A 17,769-nucleotide genomic window follows, 5' to 3' on the forward strand; every position below is an offset into this window, starting at 1 on the left:
TCTCTTCTTGGACCACGACTTCTATCAGCATAATTAGATCTTTCATCTTTAGTATCCGAATCGGATCTTCTTTTATGCTTATTGTCTGATTTGTCAAAAGTTCTTCTTGGTGTTCGTCTTTCGGAATAATCGGATTTTTCGTCTCTATTTTTATAATCCGATCTGTGTTCTTTCCTGTGTTCATCTGATTTGGGAAACTTATCTTTAGTCCCTTTTCGCTCTTCTTTTAGCTTAGCATCAAATGCCCAATCGCTTTTTGTTTTTCCTTTAAATTTGGTATTTTTTCCTTCTCTATCCCAATCGTCTTTTCTTCGGTAAGCAGGTCCTTTTTGTCTGTTATTATCTTGTTTACCTCTTGATTTATAGTCTTTATACTTTTCTTTTTTACTGCCTTCGTAGATTTCGAATTTCTCAAAACGACATTCAAGGGGTCCGTTATAAAGTTCGAGTTTTTGCGATGGATATAAGCCGATTTGCTTTAGAGCAATAATATCAGAACTGATTATCCAAGCATTATATCCGCCATATTTTTGTTTCATTGTATCGCCCATTTCACGATATAATTCCACAATATCGCGTGTTTTGATACGCTCTCCATAAGGTGGATTACAAACCATTATTCCGGGACCTTTAGGAGGATTAAATTCTTGCATTGGGACTTGCTCAAGCTGTATTTCGTTTTTAAGATGTGCCGATTTAATATTTTTTTCAGCAATTGTAATCATCCCGGCAGCAAGATCGGTTCCAACTATTTTGTAGTCAAAATCTTGTTGTTGTGCTAAGGCATCAATTTTAATTTCTTTCCATAGCTCAGCATCAAAATCTTTAAAGTTCTGAAAGCCAAAGAAATCGCGATAGCTGGCAGGTGGAATATTCATTGCAATTAAAGCTGCTTCTATAAGTAAAGTTCCCGAGCCGCACATTGGATCAACAAAATTGCTTTTTTTGTCCCAGCCGCTTAATAGAATCATACCCGCGGCCAAAACTTCGTTCAAAGGAGCAGAGCCGGCACTTACACGGTAGCCGCGCTTGTGTAAAGATATATTCGAACTGTCTAAGGAAACGGTACAATGATCGTCTTTAATAAAGATGCTAATACGTAAATTGGGACGTGTAGTCTCAACATTTGGTCTTTCTTTAAATTTGAATACAAACTGGTCAGCAATAGCATCTTTTGTTTTTAAAGCAGCATATTGCGAGTGGTTTATTTTGGAATTGCTAAGAGTGGCATCAATAGCAAAGGTATCTTCCAATCCCATAAGTTGCGACCAATCTATAGAACGAATGCCTTTGTATAAAGCCAACTCATCGGCAGCAGGAAAGTCTGCTATTGGTTTTAAAATTCTTATGGCGGTTCTGCACCAGTAATTAGCTGTGTATAAGTCTTTTAAGTCGCCTTTAAATGAAACGGCGCGATTAAGTATTTCTACTTCATTTATTTGTAAATCTCGAAGTTCTTGTGCTAAAATTTCTTCTAATCCGGCAAATGTTTTAGCTATGTATAAATCTTTCAATGTCTATGCTTTAAGTTTTTTGCAAAGATAGCTTTTTCTTAGGCTCGCTTTAACTAAAATTTCTTTTGATAAATATGGCAATATGGAGTGCCTCCTTTGTTTTTATAATAGTTTTGGTGATAATCTTCTGCTTTCCAGAATGTAGTAGCAGGACTAAGTTCTGTGGCTACATCAAAACCATTTTTCTGTAATTCGGCTATTAGCTTTTTAGCTGTTTCCTTTTCTGTTTCAGAGGTGTAGAATATTGCAGAGCGGTATTGTGTTCCAATATCGGGTCCTTGACGGTTTCGCTGACTTTGGTCGTGGGTTTCAAAAAATATTTTCGTTAACTCTTCATAACTTATTTTGTTTGCATCGAAAATAACTTTTACCGTTTCTGCATGAGCTGTTTGTCCCGTACACACTTGCTCGTAAGTTGGGTTGTCGCGATGTCCTCCCATATATCCGACTTCCGTTGATATTACTCCTTTTTGCTTCTGAAAGTGATATTGAGTTCCCCAAAAACAACCGCTTGCAAAATAGGTAGTGTCAAAATTTTCTACGGGAAGTTTTACGGCTTCAAAATTAAGAGATATAGAGTTTACACAATGACGGATATTTTTATCGGTAAATTTTTCACCTTCAAAAATATGTCCAAGATGAGCACCGCAATTAGCGCAAAGAATTTCCGTTCTTTTGCCATCGGCATCTAATTTACGCTCAATAGCTCCCGGAATTTCATCGTCAAAGCTTGGCCATCCGCAATGTCCGTCAAATTTATCGTCTGATTTATATAGGTGAGCACCACATCTTTTACAGTTGTAAGTGCCACTTTCTGTATGTTCGTTATACTGTCCGGAAAAAGGACGTTCCGTTCCTTTATATACTATTACCTTTTCTTCCTCTGCTGTTAATGCTTTGTATTTTGGTTTATTTTGGCTGTTTGTAGACATAATTGTAAATATTAATAGAGATGCTAAAACTATTGTTTTTTGTTTCATATGCAAAGAAACTTAAAATTGATTTCTGTTCCGAAGATAAGTTCTAAAAAGCTGTTAAAAAAATAATCATTTAAAAACTTGATATATATTTTGGTATTTTGTATTATTGTGATATTAAAATAATATCATTACAAATTATAAATTTACTATATTATGAAAGAAGAAAAAGAATTTAGTCCATCATCAGGTTATTTTATGTTATTTATAACTTTAATATTAATTCTTGTACCAATTCCATTAATTATTCTGTCGAAAATGATTGTTTTATTGGTTTTCTTAGTCATTGGAATCTTTTTGGCAATTGGATTTTTCATTGTTAATCCAAACGAATCGATGGTTATGGTTTTATTTGGCTCATATAAAGGAACCGTGAGTAATAACGGATTTTTCTGGGCTAACCCTTTTTTTACAAAAAGAAAGATATCATTACGAGCAAGGAATATAGATAGTTCGCCTATTAAAGTGAATGATCATGTAGGAAATCCGATTATGATAGGAATTGTATTGGTTTGGAGAGTTAATAATACGTTTAGAGCTGCTTTTGACGTTGATGATTACATTCAGTTTGTAGAGATACAATCAGAAGCCGCAATTAGGAAGTTAGCAGGTGATTATCCTTACGATAATTTTGATGATGAGGGTGCTGATATTACGCTAAGATCAGGAGGCGAGATTGTTAATCATAAGCTTGAGCATGCACTTAAGGAACGCTTAGAAATTGCTGGAATAGAGGTAATGGAAGCTCGTATTTCTCATTTAGCCTACGCCCAAGAAATTGCTCAAGCTATGCTAAAACGTCAACAAGCTACCGCTATTGTAGCAGCACGGTTTAAGATAGTTGAGGGTGCTGTTAGTATGGTTAAAATGGCTCTTGATCAGTTGAAGGAAGAGGATATTATTGAAATGGATGATGAGCGTAAAGCCGCTATGGTTAGTAATTTGATGGTTGTTTTGGTTAGTGATAAAGATGCTGCTCCCATTGTAAATACAGGAACACTTCATCATTAATTTTTTGGGTAAAAAGTATTCTAAAATGTCTGAGAAGAAAAAAATCAATAAAAAAAAGGCTTTTGCTTTACGCTTAAATCCAAAAATGATGGATGCACTTGAAAAATGGGCTGCTGATGATTTTCGGAGTATGAATGGTCAGATAGAGTGGCTACTTTCAGAAGCGTTAAAAAAGGCAGGACGAAAGTTAAAATGAATATTAGATTAATATCTGTACCCTTAAATGGTAATATTTATTTCATATTGTTAAATTAATCTTGCATTGATGAACAAAATAATCTAAACTATATTTGTTTCAAATAGTTTAAATGAGAACAGCAGAATACCATATCGAAGAATTTAAAAATGTATTTGAGAATAGCATTTTTTTTCATGTGTCTGATATATATGCATTTTATCAATCATTTGATGCTAAAATTCCACGAACTACAGTTAATTGGAGAATTAACACCCTTGTTAAAATTGGAGTAATTCAACGGGTTGGAAGAGGTAAATATAAATTAGGGACAGGAAATATTTTTTCACCACAGATATCATCTAAAGCTATACGGCTAAATAACTTGATGAAAGCTAACTTTCCGTATTTAAATTTTTTAATTTGGCATATAAGTGAAATAAATTCACTTTCACAACACCTTATCAATAAAGATATATATTATGTTGAAGTGGAGCGAGATGCTATTGATGCGGTTTATGAGAAACTTGGGGAAAAATATAAATTTGTATTAAAAGGAACAATCAATGACGATGTGTTTTTTGACGAAAGTCAAATCGTAGTTCGTCCATTAGTTACAGCTTCACCTCTTCAAGTTGTAAAAAAAGTCCAGACCATCACTATCGAAAAGTTATTGGTGGATTTGTTTGTCGATAAAGAATTTGAGTTTCTTCAAGGAAATGAGTTAATACATATTTTTACAAATGCGTTTTCCAAATATACCATAAACACTGATAAATTGCTTAGATATGCCAGTAGAAAGGAAAAACGGATAACAATCGCCAATTATATCGATACTATAAAACGACAGTAAAATTAATTTACTGTCAATAATCTAATTATAATGATTCAAACAATTTGTACAACAAACGAGTGGATTTCCGAAATTGCTCACACAAAAAAAGCAGATAAAGGGTTGGTTCAGAAACTTATTCGTGTATTCGTGCATTAATGCTATTGGAAGGATTGTCCGAATCAAAACTCGACTACGTTTTTAAAGGCGGAACAGCACTTATGTTGATACTCAATAGCACCAAAAGATTATCCATTGATATAGATATTATTATTCCGAAAAGGATGAAAGTCTTCAAGGAATATTGTCCAAAATTGCTGATAATAAAGGGTTTATTGGTTTTGAAGAACAAAAGCGGAAAACAATTAGTGGAATAGAAAAAGCGCATTATAAATTTTTCTATCCCAATGCACTTAAAGCGGATGATGAAGATTTTATATTGCTTGATATTTTGTTTGAAAAAATCCATTATACCACGTTGATTTCAATCCCAATTCAGTCTTCTTTCGTTTTAAATGCTGGAGATAATATCGAAACCAGAACTCCCGATTTTAATAATATCATGGGAGATAAATTAACCGCTTTTGCACCCAATACAACAGGAATCCCATATTTCAAAAATGATAGACCAATGGGTCAGGAAATAATTAAACAACTTTACGATATTGGAAATATTTTTGAAGAAATAAACGATGTTAAAATTGTTTATGATGTTTTTGTTCGCTTTGCTATTGTTGAACTCCAATATCGGGATTTAGGTTCTGATGTGAATATTGTATTAGATGATATTGTTGAGAATTGTTTATCCATTGCATTGCGCCAACCCATTGGAAATGCTAACTTTGAAGTGCTACAGCTTGGGCTAAAACAGATTACTAATTATATATTTTCCGAAAAGTATCATATAGAAAAAGCCATTGTTCATGCTTCACGAACAGCATACCTTACAGCATTAATGAAAATCAGTACTGAACTGGAACGGTATAACAACAAAATTGATATGAAGGAATGGATAATCGAACAACCCAACAATACCAAGCTAAATAAGCTTAAAAAGACCAATCCAGAAGCATTTTACTATTGGTTTAAGTATTATGCATTGCATAAATAAATTGTAAGCAGTCGATTGATTGTGATCTTGGTAAATTATGCGCTCCTGCTTGGCTTAGTCTCCAGATTAGGTTGTATAAAAGCTTTACAACTAAAAATATTGTGATTTCTGAACGGGAAATATTCACTACATTTACTCTAAATTAGAAACAAAAATTGACCAATCCAACTTTTATAACTACCGCTTTGGATTCAGGGCCAAATGCTCTGGAAGCCTATAATTACTCCATTCAACAAAATAAATTAAACTTAGAATTTGATTGTTACGATTACGGTGCAAGGTTTTCTGATGTGAATTTTGTGCAAATAACTCTGGCTATTTTACAAATTAAATTCACAATTACCGTCGCTTTGGTACAAGTATTACAAGTAAATACCATCTCTTTGTTACAAAATACTTGTATATTTACATCCTCTTTGTTACAAAATAAACAAAAATGAATATAAAAAGGAAAGCTTATTCTCAACTGCTTGAGTGGAAGGAATCAGAAAATAGGAAACCATTGCTATTGCGTGGAGCCCGACAAGTAGGCAAAACGACATTAGTAAGAGAATTCTCTAAAGAGTTTGACAATTACATTGAGTTGAATCTTGAAAGAGATGCTGATCGTAATCTGTTTCAGGTTGACGATATTAATAAGATTTTAAATGGCGCATATATTCTTAGAGATGTTACGCCTACAAATAAACCAACACTTTTATTTCTTGATGAGATTCAAGAATCACCCAAAGCAATTCAATTGCTTAGGTATTTCTATGAAGAAAAACCAGAACTCTACGTTATAGCAGCAGGATCTTTATTGGAATTTGCATTAGGCAAAGTGCCTAGTTTTCCGGTGGGTAGAATAGAGTATCTTTATATGCATCCTTTAAATTTTGAAGAGTATTTGGGCGCGATAAATCATACACAAGCAATAAACGTAATTAAGAAAATTCCCATTCCTGATTATGCACACGATATATTATTAGATTTATTTCACGACTTTGCAATTGTAGGTGGAATGCCTGAAGTAGTACGTCAGTATATTAAAAATAAAAGTATTGCAATACTATCGAAAACGTATAATAAATTGTGGCAGGCCTATAAAGACGATGTTGAAAAATATGCGCGAAACAATTCGGATAAAAAAGTTCTTCAGCATATTATTAACGTAGCTCCAAATGAAATTGACCGGATTAAATTTGAAGGTTTTGGAGAATCAAATTATCGTTCACGAGAAGTCGGTGAGGCTCTTCGTTCTTTGAGTTTAGCTAAAATAATACAACTCATTTATCCAACTACCAGTATATCGCCGCCTCTTCGTCCTAATTTAAAGAAAAGACCTCGCCTACAATTTCTCGATACAGGAATGTTAAATAATATATTGCTAATACAAGGAGATATGATAACCGTTAAAGATCTTAATGATTTTTATCGAGGCAAAATTATTCATCATCTGGTTTGTCAGGAGTTAATTTCTATTCATGATGAGCAAACGTATATTCCACATTTTTGGGTAAGAGAATCCAAAGATTCCAATTCTGAAGTAGATTTGGTGTATAGATCCGGTAAATATCTTATTCCCATTGAAGTAAAATCTGGGAGTCAAGGGAGGTTAAGGTCTCTACATCAATTTATTGAAAGAACCGACCATCCGTATGCTATGCGTGTTTACGCTGGAGTATTTAAAGTGGAAACCCATACTACACCTGGAGGAACGCCATATTTATTAATGAATTTGCCCTATTATTTAGGAACCAAAATACCAGAGTATTTAGATTTTTTTGTAAAGAATTATAACCTATGACAGAAGTGCTTATACTTGGTGGGCAAATGAGATTGTGGATTATACTGAATCCCCCCAATAATCAAAAAACTTACTGTTACGATTACGGGGCAAGGTTTTATGACCCACAGTTGGGACGCTTCCACACATTGGATCCTTTAAGTGAAAAGTACAGTTTTCAGTCTCCTTTTGTTTATGCAGCTAACAACCCGATAAGATATGTTGATTTTAATGGATTAGGTCCGGATGATCCAAGTAAACGCCAAAAGAAAGCAGAAGCAAGTTTTGCTTTTGCTCATCCCATTGCTGCAAGGGGTATTGGTTTTGAGTATAAACGTGATGGTAAAAACTTAATCGCATATGCCGGAAATTTTTCCATTAATGCTGCAAAGGATAATCTTTTAACTGGTGAAGGTTCACAAAGAAATGCTGTGCGACATGGCGTATGGCAGGCAATGATTACACAAGAATACGGGACAGACATTGCTAAAAGTGCTGGTTTTGCTCATGAAGGTTTTACTGTCCCAGAAGTTGGTGTTACAGCCGAAGGTTATACTGTTTCTGGCACTAGCAAAGAAAAGTTGTCTGAAGCTGATGGGATGGCCGATTTATTGAACAATATCATTGGATAAACCATTGGTGAAAATAACCCTGACGCATCTAACGCTGACCTAACCAAACTTGTTTTAGATACTTTTAAAGAAGATGGAATGTGGACTGTAACCGAAACAGAATCTGGATTTTCCATTACTAAAACAAAAATAACGGAAGAACAACATCAAAAAGCAATTGAAAATACACAGTCAAAAGGAGAAAATGGGTTAAATAAAGATGAAGAGAATGAATAAAATTAATAATAGCCTTGTAATATTTATATTTTTAGCAGTTGTTAGTCTTCTTTTTCTTAATAGTTGCACTAATTCATTTGATGAACGAATTGCTAAACAAGTTGAGACCAAGTGTTCTGATTTTTCGACACCTGAAAGCTGTATTATCGGTTTAAATGAAATAACAGAGTTTGATTGGAATAATGTTTATGTTTTTGCGAGTATGACAATGCCTGATGAAATAAGTAACATTATTGGATTTGATTGTGATTGCAGTCATGTTAAAGATAATTATACAAGGATTGTTTTTACAAAAGATAATATGATAGTTTTTCAGGATCAGTATTATGGATTATCTTCATTGGTTCAATTCAGATCAGTTAACAAAGCTGACAAATACTTACATTACTCAAAAACTGAAGCGAAATTTTATGCAATAAAGAGAAACAATACTTTATCTAATGGGTATTTTTATGATCTTTATCCTGTTAGTGGTGAAAGGAAACCAAGATTTAGCAGGTAGTTTTATTTTATGAAAATACTGAAAAATAACTGGCAATAATTAAGAATTACCCAAAACCCGGCTCTGCGTCGGGTTTTTCATTTTAAGTTATCAGTACTACCAAAATTTTTCAGAGTCTCTAAGCCGGCAAGTCCGGGCTTTTTTCTTACTAATCACCGCTCAAAATCCTTAGCAAATCATTATTTAGATAATAAACTTCCAAGCCTTCTTTTTTGGGTGTCAAAATATCGGTTTTTGTTAGTTCGGCCATATATTTTGTTATGGTTGTTCTCGATGTTTTATTGAGAATTTCACCAACAGTTTTGGCCTTAATATAGGGTTGACTATAAATGGCTTCGTTAAGCTCTTTCGAATACCATTTGAATTTTGACTGCGCATAAACATAGGTTTCGTTCATCTGGTCAATAATATCTATAATCAAATTGCGTGTCTGAACCGCAGTTTTTTCAACCGCATTAAGCATATAGATTATCCAGCTTTTCCAGTTCTGTCTTTGTGTTACTCCAGCCAGATAATGATAATAATCATCTTTATTTTTGATAATATATTTAGATAAATATAATATTGGTTGAGTAAGTAAACCAGTATGAGATAGGTATAATAAATTCAGTATTCGACCTGTTCTGCCATTGCCATCCTGAAAAGGATGAATGGCTTCAAATTGGTAATGTGCAATACACATTTTTAATAATGGATCTGTTTCTGCATTTAGTGATCCGTTCAAGTATTCAATCAGATTTTTCAGATAGGATTCAATAATTCCTTCGCCTCTTGGCGGTGTATAAACAACTTCTCCTGGACGTAATTCACTATTTCCTCTTCTGATTATTACTCTGGACTGAGGTGGTCGTATTCCAATATTAGTGTTTTTAATTTGCTGAACAATATTTATTATGGTTTGTAAGTCAATTTCCTTTTTCTCATAAATTGAATTATACCCAGTCCATAAAGCTTCTCTGTATCTAAGAACTTCTCTTGTTGCCGAGTCTGTATGTTCTTCTCTTTTTGAGTCTGATATGGCCTTAAACAGCTCATCTTCTGTGGTAAATATGTTTTCTATCTCGGATGATGATTTAGCTTCTTGAATAGAAATTGTGTTTATAAGCATAAAGGGGTTAGGTAACTTGGTCATTTCAATATTTACGGAAGATAAAGCACGGGAAGCAGAGACTAGCTTTTTTAGTATTTCACTATCATTCTCTAATTCTTTGTCTGGTGGAAGCAAAGGTAAATTGTTGAAAGGCTTGTTTCGATCAAAAATATATTTGTTCATTTTCTATCATTTATTGGACATAGTACAAAAGTATGTCCAATTTCTTTTAAAACCTAGGAGTATGTCCAAAAAATATATTAAAAATGAACGTAATGTTAAATTGTGTCCATTTGTATTATTTTTTCTCTCCTTATTGTTTAAAGTAGTATGCTGGAAATATTCATTACATTTACTTTAAATTAGAAACAAAAATTGACTAACTCAACTTTAATAACAACCGCTGTTTATACTGAGCCAAATGCCATGGAAGCCTATAATTTTGCCATACAACAAAATAAATTAAAATTGGAATTTCACTGTTACGATTATGGTGCTAGGTTTTATGATCCGGCAATAGGGCTGTTTACAACTATTGACCCTTGAGCTGAAATTTACATTTCGACACCTTTTTTTATAACAACAACGATTTTATTAGGTATACAGAAATATAAACGTCAAGCAAAAAACACAATCGTATTGCACTATTAATTGAGCATTAATTAGGATAATTGTTAATTGTATTGTGCATTTTGTATCTTTGTGAAAATAAATTATAGAAGCAATGAGAACACTTTATCAGAAATTTGAAACGCTTTTACAAAATACAACAACAGATTTTAAACGTTATTTGTACGAAAAAGTCTCTTGGGATAGTCGTATGATTGGGATTATTGGTCCTCGTGGTGTTGGTAAAACAACAATGATTTTGCAGTATATCAAAGAAAACTTAGACAAAAAGAAAGCATTATATGTATCAGCAGATGATATGTATTTTAGTGAAAATAAACTTGTTGAATTAGCAGATGACTTCTATAAAAATGCAGGAGAGTATTTGTTTATTGATGAAATACACAAATACAAAGATTGGTCGCGTGAATTAAAAAATATTTACGATTCATATCCTACATTAAAAGTTGTATTTACTGGTTCCTCAGTTCTTGACATCCTTAAAGGTTCTGCGGACCTAAGTCGTCGTGCTTTAATCTACAAATTACAAGGGCTTTCGTTTCGGGAATATTTAAACTTTTTTCATAATTACGAGATCGAAGTTTATTCCTTAGAACAAATAATTAATAACGAAGTAAAACTTGAAAACATTAAACATCCACTACCATTATTTAATGACTATCTACAAAATGGATATTATCCTTTTGGAAATGAAAACGAATTGAATTTACGTTTAGGACAAATCATTGTACAAACATTAGAAACAGATATTCCACAATATGCAAACTTAAATGTAGGAACAAGTCGTAAACTGAAACAATTGCTTTCTATTATTGCAGAAAGTGTACCGTTTAAGCCTAATTTTTCTAAGATTTCTGAAATAATTAAAGTTAGTAGAAATTCTTTAGATGATTATTTCTCTTATATGGAAAAAGCTGGACTTATTGGTCAGTTGAGAAATGAAACAAGTGGTATTCGTGGATTAGGAAAGGTTGATAAAGTTTATTTAGATAATACTAATATCATTTTTAATTTAGCTGGAGAAAAAACAAATGCAGGAAATTTACGAGAAACCTTTTTCTTTAACCAAATACGATTGAAAAATGAAGTGATTTCTTCAAAAAAGGCTGATTTTGTCATTGATAATTATACGTTTGAAGTTGGTGGTAAAAACAAACAACAGAAACAAATTGAGAAAGATAGAAAATTATTTGTGGTAAAGGATGATATTGAATTTGGATATTTAAATGTAATACCTCTTTGGGCTTTTGGATTAAATTACTAAAAAACAAAGCATATAAAAATGCCAAGCACATTGTTAAAAGAAAAAAGCCCTTAAAATGAATTAAGAGCTTTTTAAAATCGCGGTCTGGACGGGACTCGAACCCGCGACCCCCTGCGTGACAGGCAGGTATTCTAACCAACTGAACTACCAAACCGTTTTTTCAATGTACTTGCCTTGTGTAAAGCGTTGCAAAAGTACATTATTTTTAATTATCTCCAAATGTTTTTTATCTTTTTTGATTTTATTTTTTAGAAAAAAATATAACTGCTAAAAAGAGCATTATTCTTCAATTAACGGAAGGCTAAAGTTAAATGTAGAACCATTTCCTTCTTCCGACTCTAACCATATCTTTCCTCTAAAACTGTTTACTAATCCTTGAGAAATTGCTAAGCCAAGCCCTGTTCCTCCATAAAGTTTGGTGGTCTTTAACTCTGCTTGCATAAAGCGCTGAAAAATTTCATCTTGTTTGTCTTTGGAAATGCCTATGCCGCTATCTTTTACATAAAAGCGAATACTTTTTTTGTGGTCTGTTATATAATAACCAAATTCTACAAATCCACTCTGTGTAAATTTTAATGCGTTACTTATTAAATTGATTAATATTTGTTTTAATCTTAATTCGTCGGTTATTATAAAGTATTCTATTTTAGGACAATCTGGTTTAAGAATTAGCTTTAGATTTTTTTCTAGTGCTGATATCTCAAACATATTGAAGATATCCTTAAGAGTTTCGCAGAGATTAATTCTTTCATAGTTAAGTTTAATTTGCCCTGATTCTATTTTAGAAATATCAATAATATCGTTGATGATACTCATTAACTGATTGCCGTTTTGTCTGATAATTCTAATGAAATGATCCTTTTCATTTTGGGAAATATCATCTTCGCCAAGTAAGTCGGAAAAACCGATAATAGAGTTCATAGGTGTACGTATTTCATGACTCATATTGGCTAAAAAAGCCGACTTTAATTTTTCATTCTCTTCTGCTTTTTCTTTTGCTTTTAATAAATCGTGTCCGGCTTGTTTTACTTTAGTTATATCTCTTACAATAATGAGTAAATGTGGTTCATTATTATAATTTATTAAACGTCCTTTTACATTGACAAAGAAACTTTTTCCATTTTTGGTTTTATCTATCGACTCTCCTTCAAACATTTTAGTGTAGCTATTGTCGAGATGATTAATAACTTCTTCAAAGCTGTGATCTTTAACGGGATTGATATATCGTGAGCTTGTTGATTGTGTAAATTCAGTATAGGAATAGCCATACATGCTTATTGCCATTTTATTTACCTGAACAATCTCTGCTTTCATATTGTAGATAATTACACCATCTAAAATAGATTCAAAAATATGACGGTAACGTGTTTCGCTTTCTTCTAGTGCTTTTTGTGCAATTTTGCGGTTTGTAATATCTCGACTAACAATAACTAACGAAAGCGGTTTCCCTGCTGTATCCAGTAGTGTTTTTGCAGTAAATTCTAATGGAATTGCACTTGCATCTTTTTTAATACCTGTAATTTCTTTTTGGAAATAGCCGTAAATGTCAATACTGCTTATTATTTCTTCAAATAGTGATTCTCTGTCTTCATCTTTCCAAAGAATATGAATTTGCTCTCCAAGTATTTCGTGATTTTTATAACCGAAGATATATTCAGCTTTGCCCGTCCACGTACTTATTTTTCCCGATAAATCGGTTATTATAAGCCCATCATTCATTTGTGATAGAATTTCTTCAGATTGTCTGAGTTTTTCAATACGCGAAATGTCATCTGTAATGTCTGATAAAACACCGTAGAAATGAGTTATTTCACCCTCGGAATTATATTGAACAGTAGTGCGATCGTTAACCCATTTAATTTTATTGTCTTTTGTAATAATTCGGTAGGGATGATGAGTAAAATTGTTTCTTTCTTTTTTGGATAACTCTTCAGTCTCTTTTCTTAATCTACCAATATCGTCAGGATGAATAAATTGAAGATAATTCATATTTTGAGAATAGAGCTCTTTAGGTTTGTATCCGAATAAAATCTCGGAATTATCAGAGACAAATTCTATCGGACTACCGTTTTCATTTTTCCATAAAATAGCAACCATACCACTCATATTTAAAATACGAATAGCTTCTTCTTTATTAGTTATATCTTCACCTGAACTGATGGTGCCAATTATTTTGTTGTTTTCATCTCTCAGCAAGCTGTTGCGCCAAGCAATTAGTTTCTCTTTTCCGTTGACCGTTTTTATCTTGTTCTCAAAGTAGTTATCATGAAACTCTTTATGTTCCATTGACTTATTAAATAGTTCCCTATACCTATTACTTTCATTTTTGGGGAGAAAAGTTGAAAACCAATTCTTGCCTACAATATTTTCTTTGGTTGTTTCAAGAATTTCACATCCTTTTTTGTTGATATCAATTATAGATCCATGGGTATCTAGAACAATCATTATCGTACCTGCAACTTCAAAGTACTGCCTTGCTCTTTGGTGCTCTTTTTCTATTATTAAAGCTGTTTTTTTACGTTCGGTAACATCAAGCAGTTGTGCAATTGTTTTGTTTTTGCCGTCAACATTTTTTATAACAGAAGAATGAATTTCAACATGCCGTATTTCTCCGCTTTTTCTTATTACTTGAAAAGTATAATATTGAGGAACAGATTTTCCTTCTTGTCTGTCTTTATATCGTCGTCCGACTAAAGTGGCACTTTCCGGCGTTAGAAATTCTCTGAAATCTTTGCCTATAAGTTCTTCGGTAGTATATCCTGTTATAATTTCCATTTGATGGTTTACATACTCGAAATGAAATGTATTGTCAATAATAGTAATTCCCTCGTAAGAGTTGTTGACAATAGTTTTATAATTATTATCTTTTTCGAAAAGTGCTTTTTGGATATTTACAAAGTCATTAATATTCTTAGCAATTATCAGATAGTATTTTTTATTACCAATATCGATAAGTTTTGCCGAAACAAGCATATGAATTTGTTTCCCGTTTTTTAGGGTGAACAAACTCTCGTGATTGATGATTTCTTCTTTGTTTTGTAATTTTTGAGTAAAAAATTTACGATCCGATTTACGCGTCCATAAATTTAAGTTGAAGGTTGACTTGCCAATGATTTCCTGATATGATAATCTGGTTATTTTAGTAAACATTTCATTTACTTCTACATAGGTCCAGTTATCCATTTCCATAATAGCTAAAGCATCGGGGCTATTGCTAAAAATACTTTGGAATTTTTCTTCGCTGCGTTTTAGTTTATCTTGCGCAGCTTTAATTTCGGTCATGTCTTTAGTGACGGTTATTATGTGAGCTTCTCCGTTTAATTCAATAATATCTGCAGATATAAGTGCCTGAAGTAAACTCCCATTTTTCATACGGAAAGTAATCTCCAAGTTGGAAATATGGCCGTCTTTTTTAAGTGGTCGGTAAAAACTACGATTAGTTATACCATCTACCCAAATATTTAAATCGTGAGGTGTTTTCCCAATAAGCTCTTTTCTAGTATATCCTGTGTATTTTAGAAAGGTCTCATTTACGTCTACAAAAGTAGCATCCGAAACTTTATTAATCTGAAAAGCATCAGGAATATTCATAAAGGCTTTGCGGAATTGTTCTTCGCTTAGCTTTATTTTTTGTGTTAGTTCATTAATTTCAGTTACATCTTTGGAAGTAACTATAAAGCTTGGCTCTTCATTATAAACAATTGTTTTAGCAGATAGTAAGGTATCAATAGTTCTCCCTTCTTTTGTTTGAAAAGAAGTTTCTAAATTTTTAATAAATCCCTTCTTTTGAAGCTCGCTAATATAATAATCTCTGTCCTTTTCATTTATCCACATGCCAAGATCAAAAGCAGATTTATTCTTAACATCAGTATCAGTATAGCCAGTAGTATCTGTAAACGATTGGTTTATGAAAGTAAATTTCCCATCAGATATTCTACTTATTGTAATTGAGTCTGGGCTTAAAACTACTGCATCTTTAAATTGTTGCTCTTGTATTTTTTCTTTACCGATATCTTCCGTAGAGACAATAGCTAAAACTTTCTCGTCTTTCTTAATTAAATTTGATTTTAGTCGAATATGTTTAAGCGTGTTATTTTTGGTAATGATCTCTGTATTAGCACTAAAATGTGTATTCCCTTTAAAAAAATGATTCAATTGCTGAATAAATATTTCTCGTGATTTTTTAGTAAAAAAACGAGAACCATTTAATTCAAGTTCTTCTTTAGAATCTATTTCGTAAAGGTCGAGTACTTTTTGGTTTAACTGTGTGATTTTGCTCTTATCAATAAAAAGTAAGAATTCCGTTGGGTTCTCAATAAGATACTTTTTTAAATCTTTAACTCCATCTTCTTTAAGCGTATCGAAATAAGAAAACATCTCTGTATAATCAATTTCCCAAAGAGGAATAGGGGAATGCTCAAAAATGAGTTCAAAAGAAGACAGGTCAAGCGACTTGCTCATAAAATACGGTTTTTCATTAAATTAACAACTGATTTTAATAATTAACGTGCAAGTTACAAATTATTTTAGTATTACTCTTCAAAAGGTAAAACCTGAGAAGCTTCATCAAAACTTTTAGGCAAAATTGCCGATTTTGTTTCTTCTAAGCTTTCTAAGCTGTCAACATTTTTTAGTTTGCGTTCCATAGCGCGAGCACGTGTATTGGCTAAGGTGTCTAATGTTCCTGCTGCTGTATGTATCTGTCGGTGTGCTTTTTCTAATGTCGATGAGAATTTATTAAACTCGGTTTTTACTTCTTCTAAAACTTTCCATACTTCGCTACTGCGTTTTTGAACAGCCAAAGTGCGGAATCCCATTTGCAGACTACTCAATAAAGCAGAAAGGGTAGTAGGTCCGGTTATTGTAATATGATATGTTCTTTGTAAACGCTCAAAAGTACCTGGATGCCGTAGAATTTCAGCATAAAGGCCTTCTACAGGTAAAAACATAATAGCAAAATCGGTTGTGTTTGGTGGATCTAAATATTTTGTGCTTATGTCTTTAGCAAATCCTTCTATGGTTTTTAAAAGTAATTTCTGTGTTTGTTCAATTACCGTTTTATCTCCTAATTCAAAAGCATCTATCAGTGTATTATAATGTTCTAATGGGAATTTTGAATCAATGGGTAACCAAACTTCTTGATCACTTGATTTTCCGGGTAGTTTTACGGCATACTCAACATTAGCTTGACTGCCTTTTTTTGTTGCAACATTTTGTGAATATTGTTCCGGTGTTAAAATTTGCTCTAATATATTTCCGAGTTGGTATTCGCCCATTATACCACGCGTTTTAACATTACTCAGCACTTTTTTTAAATCACCAACTCCGGTTGCCAAGCTTTGCATTTCGCCAAGACCTTTATGTACTTGCTCTAAGCGGTCGCTGACTTGTTTAAAGCTTTCGCCGAGGCGTTTTTCCAATGTTGTTTGCAGCTTTTCATCTACTGTTTTGCGCATTTCGTTGAGCTGAGTTGTATTGTCGGTTCTGATATCTTTCATCTGCTTTTCAACAGTTTCTTTAAGCTCTTTTTGGCTGTTTTGGGATTGTTTATTCAAATCTGCAAAATTGTTACGCATTTGCTCTGAGAATTCATTTAGCGATTTTCCTAGTTTTTCTTCAAAACGACTAAGGTTTTTACTTAATTCCTCACGACTATCTTTAGCGTTTTTGGCTTGTGTATCGCGGAATATTGTAAAATGTTGCTGCATTTTATCGGAGAAATCAGATAGTGATTTCGAGAATTTGTTAAACTCAGCTTGTTGCATCTTTATCGAATCAAAAACCCTGTTTAATAAGCTGTCTTGTAGGATTTTAAAAAGCTCGTTAATTTCTTTTCTGTTCTCGGTATTAAGCTCTCGAGTTTCTTTACGCATTTCTGCTAGATTGTCTTTTATATCACGTTTAAAATCATCAAAAGCAAAATCGTCTTTCTGTTTGTTACCGTATTTGTAAACCAAATAAATGAGCGCTAGGAGTAAAACAATTACTAAATAAGTAAGATAAATTTCCATATGTAGATTAAATCAGGGTTAAAAAATGATATTTCTCAG

At 32.7% G+C, this 17,769-nt stretch carries 17 protein-coding genes and 1 tRNA gene; 12 read left to right on the plus strand and 6 right to left on the minus strand.

All coding sequences use genetic code 11. The annotated features are described in order from the left end of the window. Both J7K39_01975 and J7K39_01980 read right to left on the minus strand, forming a co-directional pair. Window positions 1-1,514 (minus strand): RNA methyltransferase (locus J7K39_01975; GenBank protein MCD6178648.1); only part of this gene is annotated, 1,514 nt, incomplete at its 3' end. Window positions 1,515-1,567: 53 nt separating this feature from the next. Further along, window positions 1,568-2,494 (minus strand): bifunctional methionine sulfoxide reductase B/A protein, encoded by a 927-nt coding sequence (locus tag J7K39_01980; protein ID MCD6178649.1) that lies wholly within the window; start codon window positions 2,492-2,494, stop codon window positions 1,568-1,570. A 153-nt stretch (window positions 2,495-2,647) separates the two neighbouring features. Between J7K39_01980 and J7K39_01985 the strand changes: the two genes are divergently transcribed. The 10 genes from J7K39_01985 (at window position 2,648) to J7K39_02030 (ending at window position 8,735) form a co-directional block, all read left to right on the plus strand. After that, window positions 2,648-3,502 (plus strand): SPFH domain-containing protein, encoded by an 855-nt coding sequence (locus J7K39_01985; GenBank protein MCD6178650.1) that lies wholly within the window; start codon window positions 2,648-2,650, stop codon window positions 3,500-3,502. Window positions 3,503-3,527: 25 nt separating this feature from the next. Further along, on the plus strand, window positions 3,528-3,698 hold the full coding sequence (locus J7K39_01990) for an Arc family DNA-binding protein (protein ID MCD6178651.1): 171 nt from the start codon (window positions 3,528-3,530) through the stop codon (window positions 3,696-3,698). 112 nt (window positions 3,699-3,810) lie between these two features. Further along, window positions 3,811-4,530 carry a hypothetical protein gene (locus J7K39_01995; protein ID MCD6178652.1) on the plus strand — a complete coding sequence of 240 codons (720 nt, stop codon included), beginning with the start codon at window positions 3,811-3,813 and terminating at the stop codon, window positions 4,528-4,530. 137 nt (window positions 4,531-4,667) lie between these two features. Next, window positions 4,668-4,886: a nucleotidyl transferase AbiEii/AbiGii toxin family protein gene (locus J7K39_02000; protein ID MCD6178653.1), complete on the plus strand. Its 219-nt coding sequence runs from the start codon at window positions 4,668-4,670 to the stop codon at window positions 4,884-4,886. Then, the gene (locus J7K39_02005; protein MCD6178654.1) at window positions 4,814-5,620 is read left to right on the plus strand and encodes a nucleotidyl transferase AbiEii/AbiGii toxin family protein; all 807 of its coding nucleotides are present in this window, start codon (window positions 4,814-4,816) and stop codon (window positions 5,618-5,620) included. Before J7K39_02000 ends, J7K39_02005 begins: the two co-directional genes overlap by 73 nt. A gap of 155 nt (window positions 5,621-5,775) precedes the next feature. Further along, window positions 5,776-6,060 carry a hypothetical protein gene (locus J7K39_02010; GenBank protein ID MCD6178655.1) on the plus strand — a complete coding sequence of 95 codons (285 nt, stop codon included), beginning with the start codon at window positions 5,776-5,778 and terminating at the stop codon, window positions 6,058-6,060. Next, complete coding sequence (locus tag J7K39_02015) at window positions 6,057-7,406, plus strand: ATP-binding protein (GenBank protein MCD6178656.1); 1,350 nt, start codon at window positions 6,057-6,059, stop codon at window positions 7,404-7,406. The genes J7K39_02010 and J7K39_02015 overlap by 4 nt, the downstream gene beginning before the upstream one ends. Then, window positions 7,403-8,017 (plus strand): hypothetical protein, encoded by a 615-nt coding sequence (locus J7K39_02020; protein ID MCD6178657.1) that lies wholly within the window; start codon window positions 7,403-7,405, stop codon window positions 8,015-8,017. The genes J7K39_02015 and J7K39_02020 overlap by 4 nt, the downstream gene beginning before the upstream one ends. Before the next feature lie 78 nt (window positions 8,018-8,095). Beyond that, complete coding sequence (locus J7K39_02025) at window positions 8,096-8,233, plus strand: hypothetical protein (GenBank protein ID MCD6178658.1); 138 nt, start codon at window positions 8,096-8,098, stop codon at window positions 8,231-8,233. Next, window positions 8,226-8,735 carry a hypothetical protein gene (locus tag J7K39_02030; GenBank protein ID MCD6178659.1) on the plus strand — a complete coding sequence of 170 codons (510 nt, stop codon included), beginning with the start codon at window positions 8,226-8,228 and terminating at the stop codon, window positions 8,733-8,735. The genes J7K39_02025 and J7K39_02030 overlap by 8 nt, the downstream gene beginning before the upstream one ends. A 148-nt stretch (window positions 8,736-8,883) precedes the next feature. Here the strand turns inward: J7K39_02030 and J7K39_02035 are convergent, their stop codons facing one another. After that, the gene (locus tag J7K39_02035; protein ID MCD6178660.1) at window positions 8,884-10,008 is read right to left on the minus strand and encodes a Fic family protein; all 1,125 of its coding nucleotides are present in this window, start codon (window positions 10,006-10,008) and stop codon (window positions 8,884-8,886) included. A gap of 192 nt (window positions 10,009-10,200) precedes the next feature. Between J7K39_02035 and J7K39_02040 the strand changes: the two genes are divergently transcribed. Continuing rightward, window positions 10,201-10,371, plus strand: a complete 171-nt coding sequence (locus J7K39_02040; GenBank protein ID MCD6178661.1) for a hypothetical protein — start codon at window positions 10,201-10,203, stop codon at window positions 10,369-10,371. A gap of 178 nt (window positions 10,372-10,549) precedes the next feature. Next, window positions 10,550-11,719 carry an ATP-binding protein gene (locus J7K39_02045; protein ID MCD6178662.1) on the plus strand — a complete coding sequence of 390 codons (1,170 nt, stop codon included), beginning with the start codon at window positions 10,550-10,552 and terminating at the stop codon, window positions 11,717-11,719. Between the two features lie 80 nt (window positions 11,720-11,799). Here the strand turns inward: J7K39_02045 and J7K39_02050 are convergent. From J7K39_02050 to rmuC, 3 genes are all read right to left on the minus strand, one after another. After that, window positions 11,800-11,873 (minus strand) — tRNA-Asp (locus tag J7K39_02050). A 125-nt stretch (window positions 11,874-11,998) separates the two neighbouring features. Next, the gene (locus J7K39_02055) at window positions 11,999-16,180 is read right to left on the minus strand and encodes a PAS domain S-box protein (GenBank protein ID MCD6178663.1); all 4,182 of its coding nucleotides are present in this window, start codon (window positions 16,178-16,180) and stop codon (window positions 11,999-12,001) included. Window positions 16,181-16,251: 71 nt separating this feature from the next. Next, window positions 16,252-17,730, minus strand: a complete 1,479-nt coding sequence (gene rmuC / locus J7K39_02060; protein ID MCD6178664.1) for a DNA recombination protein RmuC — start codon at window positions 17,728-17,730, stop codon at window positions 16,252-16,254. Between the last annotated feature and the right edge of the window lie 39 nt (window positions 17,731-17,769).

The sequence above is a fragment of the Bacteroidales bacterium genome, assembly GCA_021157585.1.
In the GTDB taxonomy this organism is placed as follows: domain Bacteria; phylum Bacteroidota; class Bacteroidia; order Bacteroidales; family UBA12170; genus UBA12170.

Excerpts from the sequence above, each read along its gene's own strand:
- J7K39_02045 (MCD6178662.1), top strand. The coding sequence starts at position 10,550 with ATGAGAACACTTTATCAGAAATTTGAAACGCTTTTACAAAATACAACA.
- J7K39_01980 (MCD6178649.1), bottom strand. The coding sequence starts at position 2,494 with ATGAAACAAAAAACAATAGTTTTAGCATCTCTATTAATATTTACAATT.
- J7K39_02020 (MCD6178657.1), top strand. The coding sequence starts at position 7,403 with ATGACAGAAGTGCTTATACTTGGTGGGCAAATGAGATTGTGGATTATA.
- J7K39_02035 (MCD6178660.1), bottom strand. The coding sequence starts at position 10,008 with ATGAACAAATATATTTTTGATCGAAACAAGCCTTTCAACAATTTACCT.
- J7K39_01990 (MCD6178651.1), top strand. The coding sequence starts at position 3,528 with ATGTCTGAGAAGAAAAAAATCAATAAAAAAAAGGCTTTTGCTTTACGC.
- J7K39_02015 (MCD6178656.1), top strand. The coding sequence starts at position 6,057 with ATGAATATAAAAAGGAAAGCTTATTCTCAACTGCTTGAGTGGAAGGAA.
- J7K39_02055 (MCD6178663.1), bottom strand. The coding sequence starts at position 16,180 with ATGAGCAAGTCGCTTGACCTGTCTTCTTTTGAACTCATTTTTGAGCAT.
- J7K39_02000 (MCD6178653.1), top strand. The coding sequence starts at position 4,668 with ATGCTATTGGAAGGATTGTCCGAATCAAAACTCGACTACGTTTTTAAA.
- rmuC (MCD6178664.1), bottom strand. The coding sequence starts at position 17,730 with ATGGAAATTTATCTTACTTATTTAGTAATTGTTTTACTCCTAGCGCTC.
- J7K39_02025 (MCD6178658.1), top strand. The coding sequence starts at position 8,096 with ATGTGGACTGTAACCGAAACAGAATCTGGATTTTCCATTACTAAAACA.
- J7K39_02030 (MCD6178659.1), top strand. The coding sequence starts at position 8,226 with ATGAATAAAATTAATAATAGCCTTGTAATATTTATATTTTTAGCAGTT.
- J7K39_01985 (MCD6178650.1), top strand. The coding sequence starts at position 2,648 with ATGAAAGAAGAAAAAGAATTTAGTCCATCATCAGGTTATTTTATGTTA.
- J7K39_01995 (MCD6178652.1), top strand. The coding sequence starts at position 3,811 with ATGAGAACAGCAGAATACCATATCGAAGAATTTAAAAATGTATTTGAG.